This window comes from Litorilinea aerophila, from assembly GCF_006569185.2.
GTDB classification, from domain to species: Bacteria; Chloroflexota; Anaerolineae; order Caldilineales; family Caldilineaceae; genus Litorilinea; species Litorilinea aerophila.
Map to the genome: position 1 here is coordinate 198,577 of NZ_VIGC02000008.1, position 19,257 is coordinate 217,833.

Sequence of the window (19,257 nt, forward strand, 5' to 3'; positions counted from 1 at the left end):
GACGAGAGAATCAGAGAATTACCGTACTAGCGGCGCAGGCGGGAAAGGCGCAACCGGCCGGCGGCCACGCCTGGCTTCAAGGTGGTGGCCTTCTGGTAGACCTCCTGAGCCGCTTTCACATCTCCCTGATCCCGGTACAGGTCGCCCAGGGCCAGCAGGACGTCCAGGTTGCCCGGCTCCTTTTGGAGGGCCGCCTCCAGGTCCCGCCGGGCCTGCTCCTTCTGCCCCATGCGGGCGTAGAGGGCCGAACGGGCCATCAGGGTGGTGGCCGTGGCGGAAACCTGCTCCGCCTGCCGCAGCAGCGCCTGGGCACCGGCCGCATCCCCCCGGGTCCAAAGCAGGCCCGCGTAGCGGATGTACAGGGGGCCATCGGTGGGAACGGCGGCCAATCCCCGCTTCAGCACGGCTTCGGCCTCATCCCAGCGCTTTTGGCTTTCGTACACGGCAGCCAGGCCGCTGTAGGCGTCGGCCAGGGTGGGCTCCAGGCGGATGGCCTCGCTGTACTGCTGGATCGCCTCTTCGGGCTGGCCGCCCTGGGCATAGAGCTCCGCCAGGGCCAACCGGTGGCTGGCGTTGGTCGGCTCCAGGGCCACCGCTTGCCGGTAGTGGTGCAGCGCCTCGTCCTGGCGGTCCTGCCGCAGGAGGTGGGCCGCCAGGGCCCGGTGCAGGGCTGCATTGCCGGGCTGGCGTGCCAGGGCGTCATTATACCACTTCTCGGCGGCATCTTCCTGGTCGCTGGCCTGGGCCGGCCGGGAGGCCAGATAGCCACCCATGGCGATGATGAGCTCGGTTTCATTCTCCCCCAGGCGGGCAAAGGCAGTATCCAGGGTCTCTTTGGCGGCCGCAGCGTTGCCCTGCTGGAGATAGAGGCTGGCCAGCGCCGCGTAGAGGGGGGCCGCGTCCAGTGGGCTGCTGACGGCCCGCTGCAGGCCCGCGCGCAGCACCTGGGTCGCCTGCTGGAAGTCCGCCTGGGCGTTCCACATCTCGCTCAGGCGGAGATAGTAACTGTACTCATCGGGCTGCAGGACCAGCGTGTGGCGATAGGCGGCCAGGGCTGCCTGGGGCCGCCCCTGGAGCCAGTAGAGCTCGCCCAATTCGGCCGAGAGGCGGCTGTCGTTCAACTGGTAGCGGGCGGCGGTGAGCAGGGTGGCCAGGGCGTCGCTGTAGCGCCCCAGGGCCCGCTGGAGTTGGGCTGCCCGCAACAGCAGCTCCAGGTCGTCGGGCTGCCCCTGGAGCATCTCCTGGACGTAGGCCAGCGCGGGCTCATAGTTGCCGTACCGCTGGAGCAGGTCCACCAACACCAGGCTGCCGGACTGGGCGCCCCTGGCCTGTACGTCCCGGGCCCGGCTGAACCACGCCATGGCCAGCTCCGGGTTGCCCTGTCGCTGTTCCAACACGCCATACTGGAGATAGGCCCGGATGTTGCGCTGATCCATCTGGATGGCCTTCTGGAGCAGGGGGGCTGCCTCGTCATAGCGGGCCTGTTCCAGCAGCAGGGTAGCCAGGCCCACATAGGCATCGGCTTCCCCGGGCGTGAGGCGCAGGGTCTCCCGGTAGACCTGTTCGGCCCGGTGGAGCTGGCCCTGGGTCTGCCAGGCCTGAGCCAGGGCCAGGGTGGCCCGGGGATTGCCCGGGTGCGTGGCGGCGGTCTCCTGGTAGATGGCCAGGGCTGTCTGCTCTTCTCCCCGCAGGCTGAGCAGGTCGGCCAAAGCCACCTGGGCCTCCACATAGCCGGGGGCCATCTCCGTAGCGCTGCGAAGTTGGTCCAGGGCCTGGTCGCTGTCGCCCATGGCCATGAGGGACTGGGCCAGGCCCAGCCGCGCCTGGGGCCACCAGGCGTCCAGGTCCACCGCCTGCTGGTAGGCTCGGGCCGCGTCCAGGGCCTGGCCCTGGGCCAGGAGCAGGTCGCCCAGGCCCTTGTAGAATTGGGCCAGGGTGACCGGATACCAGCGCTCCCGTTCGCCTTCCTCGATGAGCTGTCGGTAGAGGGCGATGGCCTGGCCGGCCTGGCTGTGCTCCTGGTAGAGGCGGCTCAGGAGGTCCGGCAGGGTGGTATCGGCCCCGCTGCCCAGGAGCTGATTGCCCTGTTGGAAGAGGCGGGTGATGGCCTGGGGGGAGACGTCCGCCAACGAGAGCAGGCTGGGGTTCCCTGGGCCTCCGTCGGAATCGAAGCCACCGGCGGGATTTGCGGCCGTATCCGGGGCCACCTTGCCCAGGCCCAGGTGGAGCCGGTCCGGCGCGGCTGCCAGGGATGCCTCCAGGGTCTGGTCCAGGGCAACCTGCAGGCCCGCCTCCTGGAGGCGCTGGGCTTCCTCCATCTGGCCCTGGGCGTAGAGCAGGTCGGCCAGTTGCAGGTAGCCGTTGACGAAGGTGGGATCGTTGCGCAGGCCCCGCTGGTAGGCCAGGCGGGCGCCGTCCATGTCTCCCCGGCGGCGCAGGGCATCGCCCAGCATCACCGCCGGCCAGGCCAGGTCCGGCGCGGCTGCCTCCGCGGCCTTGTAGTAGTTCATGGCCGGCTCCATCTGGCCCAGGTCTTCGCTCACCGCAGCCAGACGCACGTAGGCGTAGGCGCGGCTGGCGTCGTCTCCCGAGCCGAAGGTGTTGGCCAGGCTGTCCGTTTCGAACATGTCCAGCGCGGCCTGGTAGGCGTCCACCGCAGCCTGGATGTCCCCCTGGCGCTGGAGCTGGTCGCCCAGGGCCAGGGCCAGCGCCGGCTCGTTGGGGTTGGCGCGGATGGCCGTCTGGAGCAGGGCCAGGATATCCTCCTGGGCGCCGCCCTGGCGACGGAACTGGTCGTTGAGGGCCAGGTAGATGCGGACCTGGGTGGGATCCAGCCGGAAAGCCCGCTGGTAGGCCAGGGTGGCCTCCACCGGCCGGTGGAGCAGGGTGAGGCGGTCGCCCTGGAGGCCATGGGCCAGGGCATTGTTGGGCTGGCGAGCCAGGATGGTGTCAATTTCGGCGCCGGCCTCGTCGTAGCGCTGGGCATCCAGCAGCACCTGGGCCAGGGCCAGGCGGGTCTCCACGGACTCCTGGCCGGTGAGCTCCTGCAGCCAGATGGCCCGGCGGTAGAGATCCACGGCTGCGGGGTAGTCGGCCTGGGCGGCTTTCACATCCGCCGCCACCACCAGCACGTCCACCGACAGGGGGTGTTGCTGGCGCAGGAGGCGCACCAGGGCGTCTGCTTCGTCAAAGCGACCGGCCTCCCGGTAGGCGCTGGCCAGGGTGAGCTGGTTGGCCAGGCTGGGCCGCTGGTTGGCTGCCTGGGCATAGAGGGCCAGGGCCCGGTCCGTTTCTCCCCGTTGCCGCCAGAGGTCGGCCAGGGCCACCAGCCGGGAGGTGTCGTCCGGCAGGTGTTGGTGGGTCACAGCCAGGGTGTACTGCTCTTCGGTGCAGGTCATCTCCCCCGCCCGCAGACAGGCGTCACCTGCGGCCAGGTGGAAGCGGGCTACCCGGGGGGCCAGGCGTTGGGCCTGGTCGAAGGCGGCCATGGCCTCCTGGGGTTGACCCAGCTCCATGTAGATCTGCCCCTGGCGATAGTGGAAGACGGCCCGGAGACCCGGCGCCGCGGCCTGTCGCTCCAGCGACGATTCCGCCTGCTGGAGCAGGGCCAGGGCGTCTCGGAACTGGCCTCGGGCGTGGGCCACTTCGGCCAGGCCGTAGAGGGCCAGGAGGCTTTCCGGCTGGGCTGCCAGCTCGGCTTCGTATAGGCGTGCTGCGGTGGCCCACTGGCGTTCAGCCAGGGCCTGGTTGCCCTGGATGGCATAGGTGGCATCGGGCACCGCGCGGACGGCATACAGGCTGTAGGACTGATCGTCGGTGATCCACTGGAACCACTGGGGCGCCAGCCGCAGTTGCAGGTCCAGGCTGCTGCCGCTGATGGCCACCACGTAGCCCACCTGGTAGCGGCGCAGGATCTCCAGCCCCTCGGGGGAGAGGTAGCGCTGGCGGTAGAAGCGGTCCTGGTCGATGAGGCGCTGGAGGGCTTCTGCCTGTCGATTGGCCGGAAAGATCTCGCTGGTGGTGGGCGCCCGGTGGGCGATGATATGGGCGCCCGCCACATAGGCGGGGATGGTCACGCTCAGGTCCGGGTCGGCCATGACGGCAGCCGGGCCGTGGAGGGTGGTCAGCTCATCCAGCCGGCGGAAGAGTTCCGCCGGGGTGGGGTAGTAGTAGGGAAAGGCCGCCCGATGGTGGAGCTCCTGGAGGTTGCCTGCCGCGGCCGGGCTCAGGAGCAGGGCCAGGACCAGGAAGAGCACCAGAGGCGCGGCCAGCGGACTGCTCCCCCGGAGCCGGATCGGCAGCAGGCCGGCCAGGGTGGGGGCCAGGGCATGGGCCAGGCGGTAGGCTGCCCATCCCAGCACCAGGGTGTAGGGCAATAGCCAGACGAAGCGCCACAGGATCCAGGGCATCACCAGTTGGCCGATGCGGGGTGTCACCAGGGGGTTGAACATGACGAAGAGCACGGCCAGGCTGACGCCCACGGCAAACTGGGCGCCCAGGTGGGAGCGGACCCGCCGCAGCAGCAGGGGGAGCAGGAGCAGGGCCAGCAGGTAGGGCGGCTCCAACACGATGTTGGGGTCCGAGATGTAGTGGTCCAGGTCAAACAGGATCAGGCGCCGGCGGTTCATGTTGACGGCGAAGCGCCAGATCAGGAAGGGATCGGTGGGCGTGTTGGCCTCGTCCGCATCCAGCTGGGAGAGATCCGGCAGGGGGCCGTACACGTCCAGGGTGGGCAGGTAGACGAAGGGCAGGGCCGGCACCAGCCGCTGGCCCACGGGCCAACCTTCCAGGCTGGCGGGGTAGGAGGGAGCCAGGGGCTCCTCGCCCCGGGACAACACCAGTTGCACCAGGGGCAGGGCCATGGTCACGGCCACCACCAGGGCCAGGGCAGCGCTCCGCCAGAAGGTCACCCATCGGGGGCGCAGCAGCCAGTGGCTGGCACCCAGGGCGCCCAAGGCCAGAGCCAGCATGGCCGCGATGAGGGGGTGAATGGCGGAGACGGCGAAGGCCACCAGGGCGGCACCCAGCCACGCGGCCCGGCGGCCCTGGCGCAGGTAGTGGAGCGACAGGGCAAAGGCCACGGGCAACAGGGTCACCGGCACCATGAATTTGTCCGCCGTGGTGCGCTCGAAGAAGAAGAGGCTCACGTTGTCGCCCCGGAAGAAGGGGGCGGCCGTGTAGATCAAGAGCTGGAGTCCGGCCACCAGCAGGCCGAAGCGTCGTCCCCGGTGGCTGGCTGGCAGCTCCACGCCGGCTGCTTTGCCCAGCATGTAGGCGGCCAGGATGGCCCAGAGGGCTACCATGGCCCGGGAGGCGGTGGCCGTCAGGGTGATGGGATCGATGCCCGAGAAGTAGACCCACAGGTAGGTCATGGGCAGCGACTGGTTGAAGACCATGCGCACGCCCGGCCCCAGCCCGGTGCCGAAGAGGGGCTCGGCCTGGTTGAGGGGCATGCCGGCCAGGGCATCGGCCGTGAAGGAGCTCACCGCATAGGCGTCGCCATCGATTTTGAATAGGGTGAAGGTGGGGTAGAGGAGCAGGAATGCCAGGGCCAACAGCCCCACCCAGAGCCACTCGTCCAGGGTCCATCGGGGCGGCTGGGCTGGCGACAGGTGCTGCCGGCGCCAGAGGCTGTGGAGGAGCCAGGCGATGACCACCAGCGTGCTGGCGCCCATCCAGCCCAGGGCCAGATCCCGGACGGTGTGATGGTTTAGCAAGGCCCACATGCCAGGGATGGAGAGGACCGCCACGCCCAGGGGAAAAGCCAGGGCCCAGCGCTCCAACCCATCCAGCTCCAGCCGGTCCAGGAGCATCTCGGCCAGCAGGTAGCCGGGTGTGATGAAAAGGGCCAGAAAGGTCAGCCAGCTGGCCATCTGGACGGGCAGGAAGTGGGGAACGCCGGCCACCACCGCTGCCCAGATGACCAGCAATGCCAGGGGCACCGCGTATGGACGCCAGACGGAAACGGCCACCCGGGGCATGGCCACGGGCTCCGGCTTTTCATTGACGAGGGGCGTTTTGCGTCCGATCAACAAAGGGTCCGTCCTTCTAATATCCGTTACGCAAAGGGCACGTGGCGGCGGAGCCTGGGTCCCAAAAACTGGGCCAGGGGAAAGGGCAGCCGGGGCCAGAGCTGCTGGAACGCCTGGAACAGGCCGCTCTGACGAACCTGGATGGCCACCGCGCCCGCGGGGCGTCCGTTGGCGGATGCGGCCGCCTCGCCGGAGGCCAGGGGGGCCACCTGCTGATAGACCGGCACCGGGCTCCCACCCCACTGCCCCTTGAAGCGGGAGGTGTTGGTGTCGGCCGGGCTCCGCCCCATATCCAGAAACCGGAAGCCCTGGGCGATGGCATCGCTCAGGATGGTCCAGTAGGCCAGGTAGACGGGCCGCAAGGCCAGGTAGTCGTGGAGGGTCGCCCCCCACAGGCCGTAGACCGTGTCGCCCATCTCCATCTGAAAATAGCCGCCGATGGGCGTCCCCTGGTGGTAGACCATGACGATATTGAAGCTGCCGGGAAAGCAGCGGATGATGTTTTCCAGGAACGAGCGGCCGAAAACGGGTGTGCCCACCTGGTGGGTGAACCGGCTCAGCACCCGGTAAAAATCGTCCAGCCGCCGGCCCGTGCGATCGACCTCCACCTGCAGGTCGTTGTTGCGCCCCATGCGGATCTGCCGGCGGATGTTGCGATCCAGCCGGCGCCAGAGGGCTTCCTCCCCATCCCCCAGCTCCACGATCCACGCCTCGTGTTCACAGCTGGTCTGAAACGGGCCGGGCCAGGGCTGGCGGGTGTCGTGGAGGACCAGCCGCCTGGCACCCAGGCGCTCGGCCAGGCCCTGCCCCGCGGCCAGCAGCGCCCCGGCGACCTCTGGACTCTCCGCGCAGAGGCCTCCCGGCAGGGTGGTCACCGTGTGGCCGGTCAGCCGGCTGGGCACCACGAAGAGGGGGAGCACCCCGGCCACCTGTCGGCCTTCCACCGCCATCAGGTAGCAGGTCCTGTAGCCGTAGGTGCGGGTCAATACCTCCCGCCAGGCGGCCAGATGTTGGGGCAGGCCATGGGGGGAGGCGCGCACGTAGGCATCCCAGTGCGCCCGGTTTTCGTCGCGCAACTCAACGATCTCCATGGGACAGCTTCCCCCTCTACATACACGCACTATTGTTGCACTTTATCTTGAGCCCAAATGAATCTTGAGCCCAGATGAATCTTGAGCCCAGATGGCGCTGAATACATCCATGTTCATGGGTGCAATCCGTGGCTGGAGGGGCGGGCAATCGCTCCTGCTATCACCGTGTCCCCTCCGGCGGTTTGGGCCCGCTGCGCCCGCCACAGGGTGCCCAGGTTCGTAAAACGAAAGTCGGTGAACAGGCGCTCCAGCTTGCCTGCCAGGCCTCGGCGGCCGTGATAGTGGGTGATGCGCTCCCGCCAGGTCACCTGCCGGTAGACCTGGCCTGTGTCCAGCTCCCAGGGGTGGAGGTACAGGATGGCGGGCTGGCCGGCCCGGTTGAGCCGGGCGATGGCCCAGCGGACTAGCGGGTAGGGCAGGGCACGCACGTAAAAGCCGCCTGCCATGGGCCAGTTGATGCCGGCCACCCGCACCGTGGAGACCGGGAACTCCACCAGGCGGTGGCCGGGAACCCGGTAGGGAAAGCGGGGCGCACCCGGGGAGCCGTAGAGCAGGCTGCGGATGGGAAAGATGCTGCTGTCATAGCGAAAGCCACAGGCTTCCAGGCAGGCAAAAGCCCACGGGGTGCGGTGGTCGATGGAAAAATAGGGCGCCCGGTGGCCCAGGGGCTGCTCCCCGGTGATGGACATCACCGCCTGGATGCCCCGCTCCAGCTCCTCCTGGAACTGGGCCGGGGTCAGCCGGTAGACGAAGCGGTGGAAATAGCCGTGCACGCCAATTTCGTGGCCGTCGGCGCAGATCTCCTCGATCAACCCGGGGTGGTGATCTGCCACGTGGCCCAGCACGAAGAAGGTGGCCCGCACTCCATGGCTGCGCAACAGGCGTAGCAACTGCCGGGTGGCGCCCACCACCCGGCTCTCCAGGTGGGGCCAGCGTTCCACCTGGCGATTGGTGCTGGTCAGGCCCTGAAACCACTCTTCCAGATCTACGGTAAACCCGTTGACCACGGGGGGCGGCTGGCCCGGCGGATCCTGGCAGTTCATGGGTGCGTCCATGGCTTACCCCACATAGCCCAGGCTGCGCAGCCGCTCGGCCAGGATCTGTCGATCCTCGTCGCTGAGGCCGTCGCCCTCTCCCCCGTCGGTGGGCTGCCAGTGGGGCTGCTGTGGCCGGGGGGCGTCGGTCCGGGCCTGGGCCGGATCCTGCAGCGCCTCCGCCAGTACCCGGCCGTCCATGTGGTCAGGGATGGGTTCGCCCATCAGGTGCAGAATGGTGGGCGCCAGGTCCACCAGGTGCGCGCCTTCCACCGTGACGCCAGGGCGGACGGCCGCGCCGTAGGCCAGGAAGATGCCGTTGAGGCGATGGGTGCCGGAGATGCCCCGCCGCATGGGCTCGATGATGCGGTGGCTGCCGAACTCGTACTCGCCGAAGCCGAAGTACTCCAGCCGTCGGGGCAGGAAGACGATGTCCGGCGCGTGCTTCAGCTGCTCGCCGTGGTAGAGATCCTCCCGGCGGTAAACGGCCTCCACCACCGTCTCGCCGGTGGCCGGGTCCTGCAGGGTCAGCAGCCGCTCCATGATCTGCTGGCGCACCTGTTCATATTCTGCCCCGGGCCGGACACAGCCCTGGGGCTCCCGGCCCACCACGTTCAGGTAGATCTGCCCCACGTTGCCCAGGGAGTAGGCCTGGGTGCGGCGCCAGTCCACATCCTCGAAGGAGAGGAAGAGGGTCTTGAGCAGGCCCTGGCCCTGGCCCCGTACCACTTCCCGTTTCAGCGCGCCCAGGCCCAGCCGCATCAGGGTGTCGTAGACGTTCATGGGCGTCAATCCCTGGCGGAAGAGGGCATACTTGGCCCGGGTGCGCAGGCCCCGGCGCACCTGCATGAAGCCCTCCTGGAGCAGCCAGTTGTTGACGTGGATGAACTTGTGGAAGGGGCCGAAACCGTGGTCGGACATGACGATGAGGGTGGTGTCGTCGTCCAGGGTATCCACCAGGGTGGCCAGGTGGGCGTCCAGGTACTGGTAGTAGTCGTGGATGGCGCTGCCGTACTTCCGGGCTCTGGCCGGGTCGTGGAGGGGGTGGGTGGGATCCATGAACTTCCAGAGGGCATGGCTGGCCGTGTCGGTGCCGTTGAAGACCACCATGGCAAAGTCCCACGCCTCCCGGCTGCGCAGGTAGTTGAAGGTGCGTACCCGCAGGTCGGTCGTCCGGTAGAGACGCTCCAGAAACGCGTCCACGCCGCTGTCCGAGTAGGCCTGCCCGGGGTCCGGGTAGAGGATGTAGTCGCCCACCGCCTCCAGGATCTCCTGATAGAGCCCCTCGGGGTAGGTGAAGCGCACCCGGGTGCTGGGGGCAGGCATGCCGGAGACCATGACCCCATTCACCGGCGTGGGAGGGTAGGTCATGGGGATGTTGAGGGCGCAGACCCGGCGGCCCGCCTGGCTGAGCAGGGTGTAGAGGGTGGGCGCGGTGCAGTCCAACGCGGTGACCGGCAGGAAGCGGTAGCTGTCCGCCTCCCGGGCGATCCAGTCGTAGAGCCGATGCTTGCCCGGGTTCACGCCCGTGGCAAAGGTGGTCCAGGCCGGCCCGGTCATGGGCGGGATGGTGCTGTGGAGGGTTCCGTGGGCGCCCTCCCGCATCAGCCGGGCCAGGGTGGGCAGGTCTCCCGCCTCGGCCCAGGGCTTGATCAAGTCGAAGGTGGCGCCGTCCAGCCCGATCACCACCACCCGGCGGGCGGGGGTGGGGCGGTGGGGAGCCAGGGGTGCTGGCGCGGGGGCCGGCGGTGGTGTGTTTGCGATGTCTGCAGGGTGGGGCATGGGCTCTCCTTGGGCAGGGTCCGGTGGCGTGTTGGGCTGGGGCCGGGTCGAAGCGGCCGGGTCGGCCCGCCCCTGGGCTTCCAGCTGGCGCAGGCGCCACTCCAGCAGGCTGTGGCTCTGGGCCAGATCCCGGATGCGGTCAGCCTGTTGGGAGATGGCCACGCTCTGGGAGAGGAGGATGACCAGACAGAACAGCACGCCGAAGACCAGGATCAGGGTGGGCGCGTAGCTGACGGCAAAGAGCGCGGCCAGGACGCCCACCAGCCGGTCGAAGACGGTCAGGACAAAGATGGTTCCGCTGGCCGCCAGCCAGACCAGGGCATACTCTTCCCGCAGCTTGTGCTTACGGATCAGTTGGATGGTCACCAACAACAGAATAAGGCTGAAGGAGACGGCGATGATCTGCTGTTCGATGGGTATGCGCATGGGAATCCTCCCTGGCCGCCCAAGGGCCGGAGTCGTAGCGGGCGATGTCTTTCAGCGCGGACGTCACAACGGCCACGGTCACCTTGCAGGCGTAGTAGAAGGAGCGCCAGGCGTTGATGGAGCTGACGCCGGCCATGCGGGCCCGCATGTGCACCGGCAGCTCCAGCTGGCGCAGCCCCGCCTTGTGGACGATCACCCGGCTCTCCACGTCCGGGTAGTCCTGGGGCAGGTAGCGGGCCAGCACCCGGGTAGCGGCCCGGTTCATGCCGCAAAAGCCGGAGGTGGTGTCGGTGGTGCGGCGGCGGATCAGGCAGGAGACGGCCCAGCCGAAGAAGGCGATGCCCACCCGCCGCAGCAGGGGGATGTGCCAGTCCACCCGGGAGCGGAGGAAGCGGGAGCCCACGATCAGGTCCGCCTCCTGGGCGCGCAGGGCTGCCAGCACCTGGGCGATCTCCGCCGCGTTGTGCTGGCCGTCGCCGTCCAGCCGGATCACGTAGTCGTAGCCCTTGAGCTCGGCAAACTTGAGCCCCGTCTGCACCGCGCCGCCGATGCCCAGGTTGAAGGGGTGCTGCACCACCAGCGCGCCGGCGGCCAGGGCCTCCTGGGCTGTGTTGTCCACCGAACCGTCGTTAATGACCAGAATGTCCGCCTGGGGCACTGCCTGACGAACGCCCGTGACCACCTGGCGGATGGCGCCCTGTTCGTTGTAGGCTGGGATGATGACGAGGATCTTGTCCGCTCCATCGCTTGCTGCCATGTGCACCGCCTTTGCCGGTCCGTCTGCCGTCTGCATGAGAATTGCCGAGGATGGATAGCCGTGGATGCCACCGGAGCACCCACCGTGCAGGGGCTGGCGGTGGCAGCCAAAAACCGTCTGTGGCCGTCCTTTCATCACTGATTGAAGACGTGGGTGCCCGGAAATAGTTACGCCTGATGTCTCTGGCGCGGGCTGGCGGGGTCGGCCTGGGCGGTGACGGTGGCGGGAGGATGGCAACCTGGGATGGGTGGGTGGGCGGGTGGAAGATGCAGCCGTGTGGGCCGGCCCGCGGCCAGCAGCCCAGACAGGGACGATGTGTATCGTCTATTATTATTATACGACATGGGGGCAAGGGACGGTTTGGCCGGGGTTCGTCCCCTTGTGTAGGGACAGGCCCCCGTGCCTGCCCGTTGGGCTTGCCCTGTCTGCAGGCGCCACGGCGCCGCAAGTTGCCATTTCCCCACCGGAAGTGGCACAATGGCGAAGACAATCGTCCACCAACCGCCTCTAGATCGAGCGAGAAAGAAGCACCATGAACACTGTTGAATTTGCCAACACGGGCGTCCATGTCTCGGAAATGTGTCTGGGCACCATGATGTTCGGCAGCCGCTGCGACGTCGCGGAGGCAGACCGCATCCTGGGCGCCTGCCTGGACCAGGGCGTCAATTTCATCGACACCGCGGCCATGTACGGCAACGGGGAGACGGAGCGCATCCTGGGCCAGATTATGAAGGGCCGGCGGGAGAAGCTCTTCCTGGCCACCAAGGTTCACAAGGGCGTGGACCGCCGCAGCATCCTGGAGAGCATCGACGAGAGCCTGGCCCGCCTCCAGACCGACTACGTGGACCTCTATCTGATCCACTGGCCGGTGGAGGGGATGCGCCCCCTGGAGATCATGGAGGCGCTGAACCAGGTGGTGACCCAGGGCAAGGCTCGCTTCGTGGGCTGCTGCAACTATCCGGCCTGGCTACTGGCCCACTCCAACGCCATCGCTGCCCGCAACGGATGGGCGCCCCTGGTCTGCAACCAGGTGGCCTACAACATCATCGAGCGGGGGGTAGAGGTCGAGATCCTGCCCCAGGCCATGGCCGAGGGCATCGCCATCACCGCCTACCGGCCCCTGGTCCAGGGCCTGCTCACGGGCAAATATCGTTGGGGCCAGCCCCTGCCGGAGAATTCCCGGGGGCAGACCAGCGCGCAGCTCATCACCTGGCTGTCCCAGTATGGGGAGGGGGTGGAGCGCTTCATCCGTTTCGCCGAAGCCCGGGGCATCACGCCGGTGCAGCTGGCCATCGCCTGGGTCCGCTATTCGCCGGCTGTCACCTCGCCCATCGTGGGCGTCAGCTCCCTGTCCCAGCTCCAGGCCACCATCGACGCCTTCGCCTGGGACCTGAGCCCGGAGGATTACGAAACGGTCACCGCGTTTTTCAACACCGAGGTCAAAGAAGAGGGGTTGCAACGCTTCCCGGGGCTACGCTACAACTTCCCCCGTTTGCGCCGCAATCTGCATTTGTTGGGGATGTAGGGACAGGCCCCCGTGCCTGTCCGTTGGGCGGCATGGGGGGATGTGGGGATGTGGGCGGGCACGGAGGCCCGCCCCTACCTTTAGAACGAATCGGCGGTGTCGTCCCCCCGGACGGACTTGCGGATGAGGTCCACCACATCCGGGTTGGCCAGGGTGGTGACGTCGCCCACGTCCTGGCCGTTGGAGATGGAGGCCAGCACCCGGCGCATGAGCTTGCCCGAACGGGTCTTGGGCAGATCCGGCATGATGTAGACGTTCTTCGGCCGCGCGATCTTGCCGATGAGCTCTTCCACGGCTTTGACGATCTTCTGCTGGATCTCCGGGGTGGGCGTGTAGCCGGGCTTGAGGGAGACGTAGACATCCGGCACCCGGCCTTTGAGCTCGTCCACCCGGGGTACCACGGCTGCCTCGGCCACTTCTTCCACCGTGAGCACCGCGCTCTCCAGCTCCTTGGTGCCCAGGCGATGGCCAGCCACGTTGATCACGTCATCCACCCGACCCAGGATGCGGAAGTAGCCGTCCCCCGCCTGGGTGGCTGCGTCGCCGGCGAAGTAGGGCCAGTCCCGCCAGTCCTTGCTGTTGCGATCCTTGTTGTAGCGGGCGTAGTAGGTCTGGACGAAGCGATCCGGGTCGCCCCAGATGCCCTGGGTGATACCGGGCCAGGGGTTGCGGATGACCATGTTGCCCGCCTTCCCCGCGCCGGGCGGAATCACGTTGCCGTCGTCGTCCAGGATGGTGGCGTAGATACCGGGCAGGGCCGGGCCCGCGCTGCCGGGCTTCATGGGGTGGATGGCCGGAATGGTGGTGCAGAGGAAGCCGCCGGTCTCTGTCTGCCACCAGGTGTCCACAATGACGGCTTTTTCCTTGCCCACCACGTGGTAGTACCAGCGCCACACTTCAGGCTCGATGGGTTCGCCCACGGTGGTCATGTGCTTGAACTGGTGATTGTAGCGCAGGGGCGTCTCCGGGCCGGCCTTGCGCAACATGCGGATGGCCGTGGGCGAGGTGTGGAAGATGTTGACGCCCAGCTCTTCGGCAATGCGGAAAGGCCGACCGGCGTCCGGGTAGGTGGGCACACCCTCGTAGATGACACTGGTGGCGGCCACGGCCAGGGGCCCGTAGACAATGTAGGAGTGGCCGGTGATCCAGCCGATGTCGGCCATGCACCAGTAGACATCCTCGGGGTGGATGTCCTGGATCATCTTGGATGTCCAGGCGGTGTAGGCCAGGTAGCCGCCGGTGCCGTGCTGGTGGCCCTTGGGCTTGCCCGTGGTCCCGCTGGTGTACATGAGGAACAAGGGCGCCTCGGCCGGCATCTTCACCGGCTCCACCCGGGCTCCCCGATGTTCCTGGAGCAGATCGTCCATGAAGAGATCCCGGCCTTCCACCATGGGTGCCTGGGACTGGTACTGGCGGGGGTAACGTCGCCAGACCAGCACCTTTTCCACGGTGTGGCCGGCTCGGGCCGAAGCCTCCACCGCTTCGTCGGCCTTCACCTTGTGGTCCAGCATGGTGCCGCTGCGGTAGTAGCCATCCATGGTGACCAGGATCCGGCTACCCGAGTCCACGATGCGATCGGCGCAGGCCTGGCCGCTGAAGCCGGCGAAGACCACCGAGTGGATGATGCCCAGGCGGGCGCAGGCCAGCATGGTGATGGGCAGCTCCAGCACCATGGGCATGTGAATGGTCACCCGGTCGCCGGTCTTCAGGCCCAGGCTCTGGAGCACGGCGGCCACTTCGTTGACCCGGACGTAGAGCTCCTGGTAGGTCATGGCGATATTGGGCTCGTCCTCCGGCTCGGGGACGAAGATGAAGGCGGCTTTGCTGCGGTATTGGGCCAGATGGCGGTCGACGCAGTTGTAGCAGGCGTTGATCTTACCGCCCACGAACCACTTCCAGAAGGGCGGGTTGCTGGTGTCCAGGGTGGTGTGCCAGTACTGGTACCAGTCCAGCAGATCCGCGTACTCCTTGAAGCATTCGGGGAAATGCTCCTCGCTGAAGCGGTCGTAGATGGTGGGATCGGTAAAGTTTGCCTGGGCGATAAACTGGAGCGAGGGGTTGTAATATTCCTCTTCGCTCCAGTGGACGGCCACTTCGGCTTCGGTGATCTGGGCTTCCCGCAGTTCTGTCTCGACGCTTTCATTCATCTGATCGAGTTTGGCGTGGGTTTCATCGGCCATGGATATACCTCCTTTGGAAGTGACAAGGATGGGCCAAACACGGAATGGGCAGATCCGGCACGGCGTGGGCAGCCTGGAACCTGGGGGGACGGCCATACGGACAACCCGACACGGCCGGATTCTTCAGTTGGCAGATGGAGCGAAGGACCGCTCGCCTGAAGTGGGGCGGCTTCCGGTTCCCTTTCCTTTGTGGAAGAATATGGTTTGGATAGTAGGATACTATAGGATCCCGATTATTGACAACCGGGAGGCAGGGGCGAACAGCAGAGAGATAAGACTATAGTTCAAGATTGTCGGGATTCATCCATCGGGCGCCGCCTGGGTACGCGCCTCTGGGCCTCCACCCCTACATTCTGCACTGATGATTCTGAACTATCCGAGAGATAATAGTAGATTGACAGCCTTACATGAGACATGTTAAAATCGGCATCATAAATGGTCTGACCATTTTGCCGGTTGACTTCTCCCTTCACTTGCTCTTCTCGCCCAAACTTTATGAAAAAAATCTGGTGCTGTAATTAGTCCTGAGTCCTGTTGGCACCTCCCTGCTGGTGCGTTTTTTCGCTCTTACAAACATGGTTATTGGTTTGATTATGCCAATGTCAAGGAGGAATCAATCATGACTGGCAAACGCGCGGACAGCAATCTCTGGGCTGGGCGACTCAGTAGGCGACAGTTTCTTGCCTGGGTCGGCACAACGGCTGGAGCACTTACTCTTGCAGCCTGTACTGCTCCGGCCAGTCAGCAGCCGGCCGAAGGGAGCGCACCGACGACCGAGAAACGGCAGCTTATCTTCTGGGGGCATGACCAGCACCCCATTGATCTAGCAGCCGAAGGTTTCGTGGAAGTTTACCCTGATATTGAATGGGTTTCTCCCCATCCGGCCGACCGTGTAGAAAAGATCAAGGCTGCCATGGCTGCCGATAGTGGCTGTCCTGACCTCTTCTGGGCGGAAGCCACCGATGCCCAGGATTGGGGCTGCAACGATCTGCTGGTAGATTTGACCTCGGAGCTGGAAGGCCATTTTGATGAGTACCATCCCCTTAAACTGAATGAAACCTTCATTGCCAAGACCGGCCGTTATGTGGGCTGGCCTGGTGATATCAGTGTAAGCGGCTGGTATTACCGGCAGGATAAGTTGGAGGAGGCTGGTTTCGGTGATATTGATGTCAACGCCTTGACCTGGACAGATTTTGTCGAGATGGCCAGCGCCTTGCGGGAACAAGGGATGTACTCTTTCGTGTTCCCGGCTGATGGCTGGAGTGCGTTGTTTATGTATGCATTGCATCAGCTCGGCGGTACGGCTGTGAGCAAGGATGGCCAGACTATCACAGTGGGCGATGAGAAGGGCATCCGGGCCATGCAGATCGTTAAACAGTTATGGGATTCGGGAGGCGGTCTGGATGTGGCTTGGTGGAGCCCGCCTTATTGGGCTGCTCTTAAAGATGGTGAGCTGATCGGCGACTTTGCAGCTGCTTGGGCCCGGGGTTTTTGGGAAGCTCAGTTGGCGGCCGAGTCTGGTGAGTCAGAAACTGCTGGTCAGTGGCGTATTGCAAAGTTCCCCGGGGGAGAGGGTATCAAATACCGGACAGGTGTATGGGGCGGCGCCCAGCTAGTGTCGCCTAAATGTGGAGAGCACACGGAAGAAGCTATTCTGTTTATGAAGTATGCTTTAGGGAGCGTGGATGGTGCATCCCGTTGTGGCCAGTGGGGCATCATTCCGGCCTACCGTCCCTATCTGGAATCTGAAGAGTTTTTGAGCATGCGTTCCCCCATTTTCGGTGATTGGGCGTTCAACGAATTTTGGGCCAGCCAGGAAAAAGAGCTCTCCACCGAATTTTACCGTCCCGCCGGATGGGGTGCAGTCAACACTGTAGTTCAGCGAGAAATGGTTCCTATCCTGACTGGAGAATATTCAATTGAAGAAGGCATGGCTCGCATTGTCGAGTTAGCAACGCCGGACTTTGAACGGACGCGATGTGTGTAACAAGGGTCTAACGGCGACGAGCGGTCAATGAAGAGCAGGCATCCTCAGATGGAATGTGATTTCGTGTTTAGCATAACTTCTGAGGATGCCTGCATCCGGGCCTGATTCCGCCGGCAAATATAAAGTGTCTGTACTGCGGAGTAGATTAAATGGGTATTACGACTGCACAGGCCAGAGCAGCCCCCAAACCTCACCGGACATTTTGGCAAGAAGTTCGCCGCCATTGGGTAGATTATCTTTTTATTGCTCCATTTTTTATAACATTTGCAGTATTCCGTCTCTATCCACTAGGATGGGCGTTTCAGCTTTCTTTTAGTCGTTGGCGCGGATTTGGGCCCATGACCTATGTGGGATTGGAGAATTATCGTGCTATTCTCAAAGATCCCTATATCCTTCAATCATTGGTTAACACACTCCAATTTGCCTACATTCTTCTGCCAACAGGTATTTTTATTGCCATTGTGCTGGCCGTCCTCTTAAACATCAAAAACTTGAAGGGGCGGGGTCTTTTTCGAACCCTCTATTTTTTGCCGTATGTCACTTCCTCTGTGATAGTTGCTATCGTCTTCACCCAACTCTTCGACGATCACATGGGGTGGGTGAATCGTTTTTTGGAAATGCTTGGTCTTTCGCCAGTAGCTTGGCTGCGGGGTAACCCTTGGGCAGCCAAGTGGGTGGTTATTATGCTAACCCATTGGGGAGGCATTGGCTACAACGTGCTCCTCTTTCTGGGAGGCCTCCAGTCTATCGATAGCGAGCTCTACGAAGCTGCGCGAATCGATGGGGCCAATGAGTGGCAGATTTTTTGGCGAATTACCTTGCCCTTGCTTTACCCAATTATCTTTTTCCTGACAGTCATCGCTACGATTGGCTTGATGAATATGTTTAACCAGCCTTATATGCTGACTCAAGGCGGACCACGAGGCGCTACGGAAACGCTCATGTTGCGGTTGTACGAGGTGGGCATCGGGGGGCAGCGTTATGGCGATGCCTCTGCCTTTGGTTTTCTAATTGGCTTTCTTGTCATTGTGATTTCCATCATTCAGATTCGTATTCTGCGTAGGCCGTAGTTGAGGGGAGGAAAAGGAAAGATGGTGGCTGCACCTTCAACCGTGCGACCTGCTGCTCGTTGGTCCAGGCGGGTTATGCGTCTTCTGACGCGTTTGCTGTTGTATCTTTTTCTCGTTTTATGGACTTTGATTTTTATTTTCCCTTTCTACAGTATGTTTGTAGGTTCCTTCATGGATGATGCTGCCCTTTTCAGCCGGGATCCTCACTTCTGGCCCAAAAATGGGTTTGATCTTACTTCATATCGGCAACTTTTTGCCGAAATAGGCTTTGGCCGCCCTTTGTTTAACAGCTTCTATCTGGCTGTAGTTCGTACTCTGGGCGTGCTCTTCTTCTCATCATTGGCCGGTTTTACCTTTGCAAAAAGGCGTTTCCCAGGGCGTGATAAATTATTCTTTTTAATGCTGATCACTATGATGCTGCCAACTCAGATCACGTTAATCCCCTGGTACCTACTGATGGTCAAGACCTTTAAATGGGCTGATACCTACTGGCCCTTTTGGTTACCGGAGTGGGCTAACGCGTTTGGCATCTTTTGGATGCGCCAGTATATCGCGGCAACCATCCCGGACGAAATGTTAGAGGCTGCTGCTATTGACGGTGCGTCGGTCTTTGGCACCTTTGCTCGTATTGTATTGCCTCTAATCATGCCGGGTATGGCGGTGTTAGGCATTTTGAATTTTGTGGACGGTTTCAATCAGTTCCTGGGACCGTTGCTGATCCTGACCGATCCTGATAAGATCACTGCCCCCTTAGCCCTAGCCAACTTCAAAGGCACCACCGTGATTGCACCCCGCTACTCCCTAATGTTCGCCGGGAGCACTCTGGCTACCATTCCCCTTCTGGTGGTATTCTTCGCCTTTCAGAAGCAGTTAGTCAGTGGCATTATGTCGGGTGCAATCAAAGGGTAGGGAAGCCCCGTTTCTGGTTCTATATTCTTTACTCGGGCCTGCAGGGTGATATTAATCTCATACCATAGCCCCTAGTACTCGACCACACTGGTTTTCGGTAGTCAGTTCGCGGCCCCATGGAGCGGACATCATTCCATTAAGATTCACTGTAGTCGAGTACTAGCCTGAAGGTCACCTTCTTTATTGACTGCATTACCCCTTGCCTGTAACGTACAATGATTTACAACCTTTACTTGCATGGGCCGTCATAGGACGGCCTGTGCAAATTTCCTTATATATATTTTGAATGACTTCGAATCAAATTACCTATGGTTCGCTCATTCTTAGGATGGTTTGACGGAATCGGCGCAGAGCCTGGCGTAGATCTCTGTCGAGAAGTCCAACAAGGCGAGGATGCGCTGTTGCACCTCAGACAGAGGGGTCAGATGACGATGGGTTCGATGAGGCTCCTGAATCACCGTCAG

Annotated in this window: 10 protein-coding genes; 4 read left to right on the top strand and 6 right to left on the bottom strand. The window is 63.7% G+C overall.

The window, feature by feature from the left end:
* Positions 1-26: 26 nt before the first annotated feature.
* From FKZ61_RS23895 to FKZ61_RS08320, 5 genes are all read right to left on the bottom strand, one after another.
* Entirely contained in the window at positions 27-6,035 is a 6,009-nt protein-coding gene (locus FKZ61_RS23895; RefSeq protein ID WP_141609612.1) for a tetratricopeptide repeat protein, read from the bottom strand.
* 23 nt (positions 6,036-6,058) lie between these two features.
* A complete protein-coding gene (locus tag FKZ61_RS08305) occupies positions 6,059-7,123 on the bottom strand; it encodes a GNAT family N-acetyltransferase (RefSeq protein WP_141609613.1) in 1,065 nt (354 codons plus the stop codon).
* Positions 7,124-7,236: 113 nt separating this feature from the next.
* Positions 7,237-8,178 (bottom strand): DUF3473 domain-containing protein, encoded by a 942-nt coding sequence (locus FKZ61_RS08310; protein WP_141609614.1) that lies wholly within the window; start codon positions 8,176-8,178, stop codon positions 7,237-7,239.
* 3 nt (positions 8,179-8,181) lie between these two features.
* Complete coding sequence (locus FKZ61_RS08315) at positions 8,182-10,365, bottom strand: DUF2304 family protein (protein ID WP_141609615.1); 2,184 nt, start codon at positions 10,363-10,365, stop codon at positions 8,182-8,184.
* Positions 10,283-11,122 (bottom strand): glycosyltransferase family 2 protein, encoded by an 840-nt coding sequence (locus FKZ61_RS08320; RefSeq protein WP_141609616.1) that lies wholly within the window; start codon positions 11,120-11,122, stop codon positions 10,283-10,285. The genes FKZ61_RS08315 and FKZ61_RS08320 overlap by 83 nt, the downstream gene beginning before the upstream one ends.
* A 532-nt stretch (positions 11,123-11,654) precedes the next feature.
* On the opposite strand from FKZ61_RS08320, the gene FKZ61_RS08325 reads away from it, so the two are divergent.
* Complete coding sequence (locus FKZ61_RS08325; RefSeq protein WP_141609617.1) at positions 11,655-12,647, top strand: aldo/keto reductase; 993 nt, start codon at positions 11,655-11,657, stop codon at positions 12,645-12,647.
* Positions 12,648-12,727: 80 nt separating this feature from the next.
* Here FKZ61_RS08325 and acs read toward each other — a convergent pair whose 3' ends face one another.
* Positions 12,728-14,794 (bottom strand): acetate--CoA ligase, encoded by a 2,067-nt coding sequence (gene acs, locus FKZ61_RS08330; RefSeq protein ID WP_141609636.1) that lies wholly within the window; start codon positions 14,792-14,794, stop codon positions 12,728-12,730.
* A gap of 652 nt (positions 14,795-15,446) precedes the next feature.
* On the opposite strand from acs, the gene FKZ61_RS08335 reads away from it, so the two are divergent.
* From FKZ61_RS08335 to FKZ61_RS08345, 3 genes are all read left to right on the top strand, one after another.
* On the top strand, positions 15,447-16,814 hold the full coding sequence (locus FKZ61_RS08335) for an ABC transporter substrate-binding protein (RefSeq protein WP_141609618.1): 1,368 nt from the start codon (positions 15,447-15,449) through the stop codon (positions 16,812-16,814).
* Between the two features lie 149 nt (positions 16,815-16,963).
* On the top strand, positions 16,964-17,884 hold the full coding sequence (locus FKZ61_RS08340; RefSeq protein ID WP_141609619.1) for a carbohydrate ABC transporter permease: 921 nt from the start codon (positions 16,964-16,966) through the stop codon (positions 17,882-17,884).
* A gap of 21 nt (positions 17,885-17,905) precedes the next feature.
* Positions 17,906-18,793, top strand: a complete 888-nt coding sequence (locus tag FKZ61_RS08345) for a carbohydrate ABC transporter permease (RefSeq protein WP_141609620.1) — start codon at positions 17,906-17,908, stop codon at positions 18,791-18,793.
* The last annotated feature ends 464 nt before the right edge of the window (positions 18,794-19,257 follow it).

Bases quoted from the DNA above. Each gene is read 5' to 3' on its own strand.
- FKZ61_RS08305 (WP_141609613.1), bottom strand. From the start codon at position 7,123: ATGGAGATCGTTGAGTTGCGCGACGAAAACCGGGCGCACTGGGATGCC.
- FKZ61_RS08310 (WP_141609614.1), bottom strand. From the start codon at position 8,178: ATGGACGCACCCATGAACTGCCAGGATCCGCCGGGCCAGCCGCCCCCC.
- FKZ61_RS08315 (WP_141609615.1), bottom strand. From the start codon at position 10,365: ATGCGCATACCCATCGAACAGCAGATCATCGCCGTCTCCTTCAGCCTT.
- FKZ61_RS08320 (WP_141609616.1), bottom strand. From the start codon at position 11,122: ATGGCAGCAAGCGATGGAGCGGACAAGATCCTCGTCATCATCCCAGCC.
- FKZ61_RS08325 (WP_141609617.1), top strand. From the start codon at position 11,655: ATGAACACTGTTGAATTTGCCAACACGGGCGTCCATGTCTCGGAAATG.
- acs (WP_141609636.1), bottom strand. From the start codon at position 14,794: ATGAATGAAAGCGTCGAGACAGAACTGCGGGAAGCCCAGATCACCGAA.
- FKZ61_RS08335 (WP_141609618.1), top strand. From the start codon at position 15,447: ATGACTGGCAAACGCGCGGACAGCAATCTCTGGGCTGGGCGACTCAGT.
- FKZ61_RS08340 (WP_141609619.1), top strand. From the start codon at position 16,964: ATGGGTATTACGACTGCACAGGCCAGAGCAGCCCCCAAACCTCACCGG.
- FKZ61_RS08345 (WP_141609620.1), top strand. From the start codon at position 17,906: ATGGTGGCTGCACCTTCAACCGTGCGACCTGCTGCTCGTTGGTCCAGG.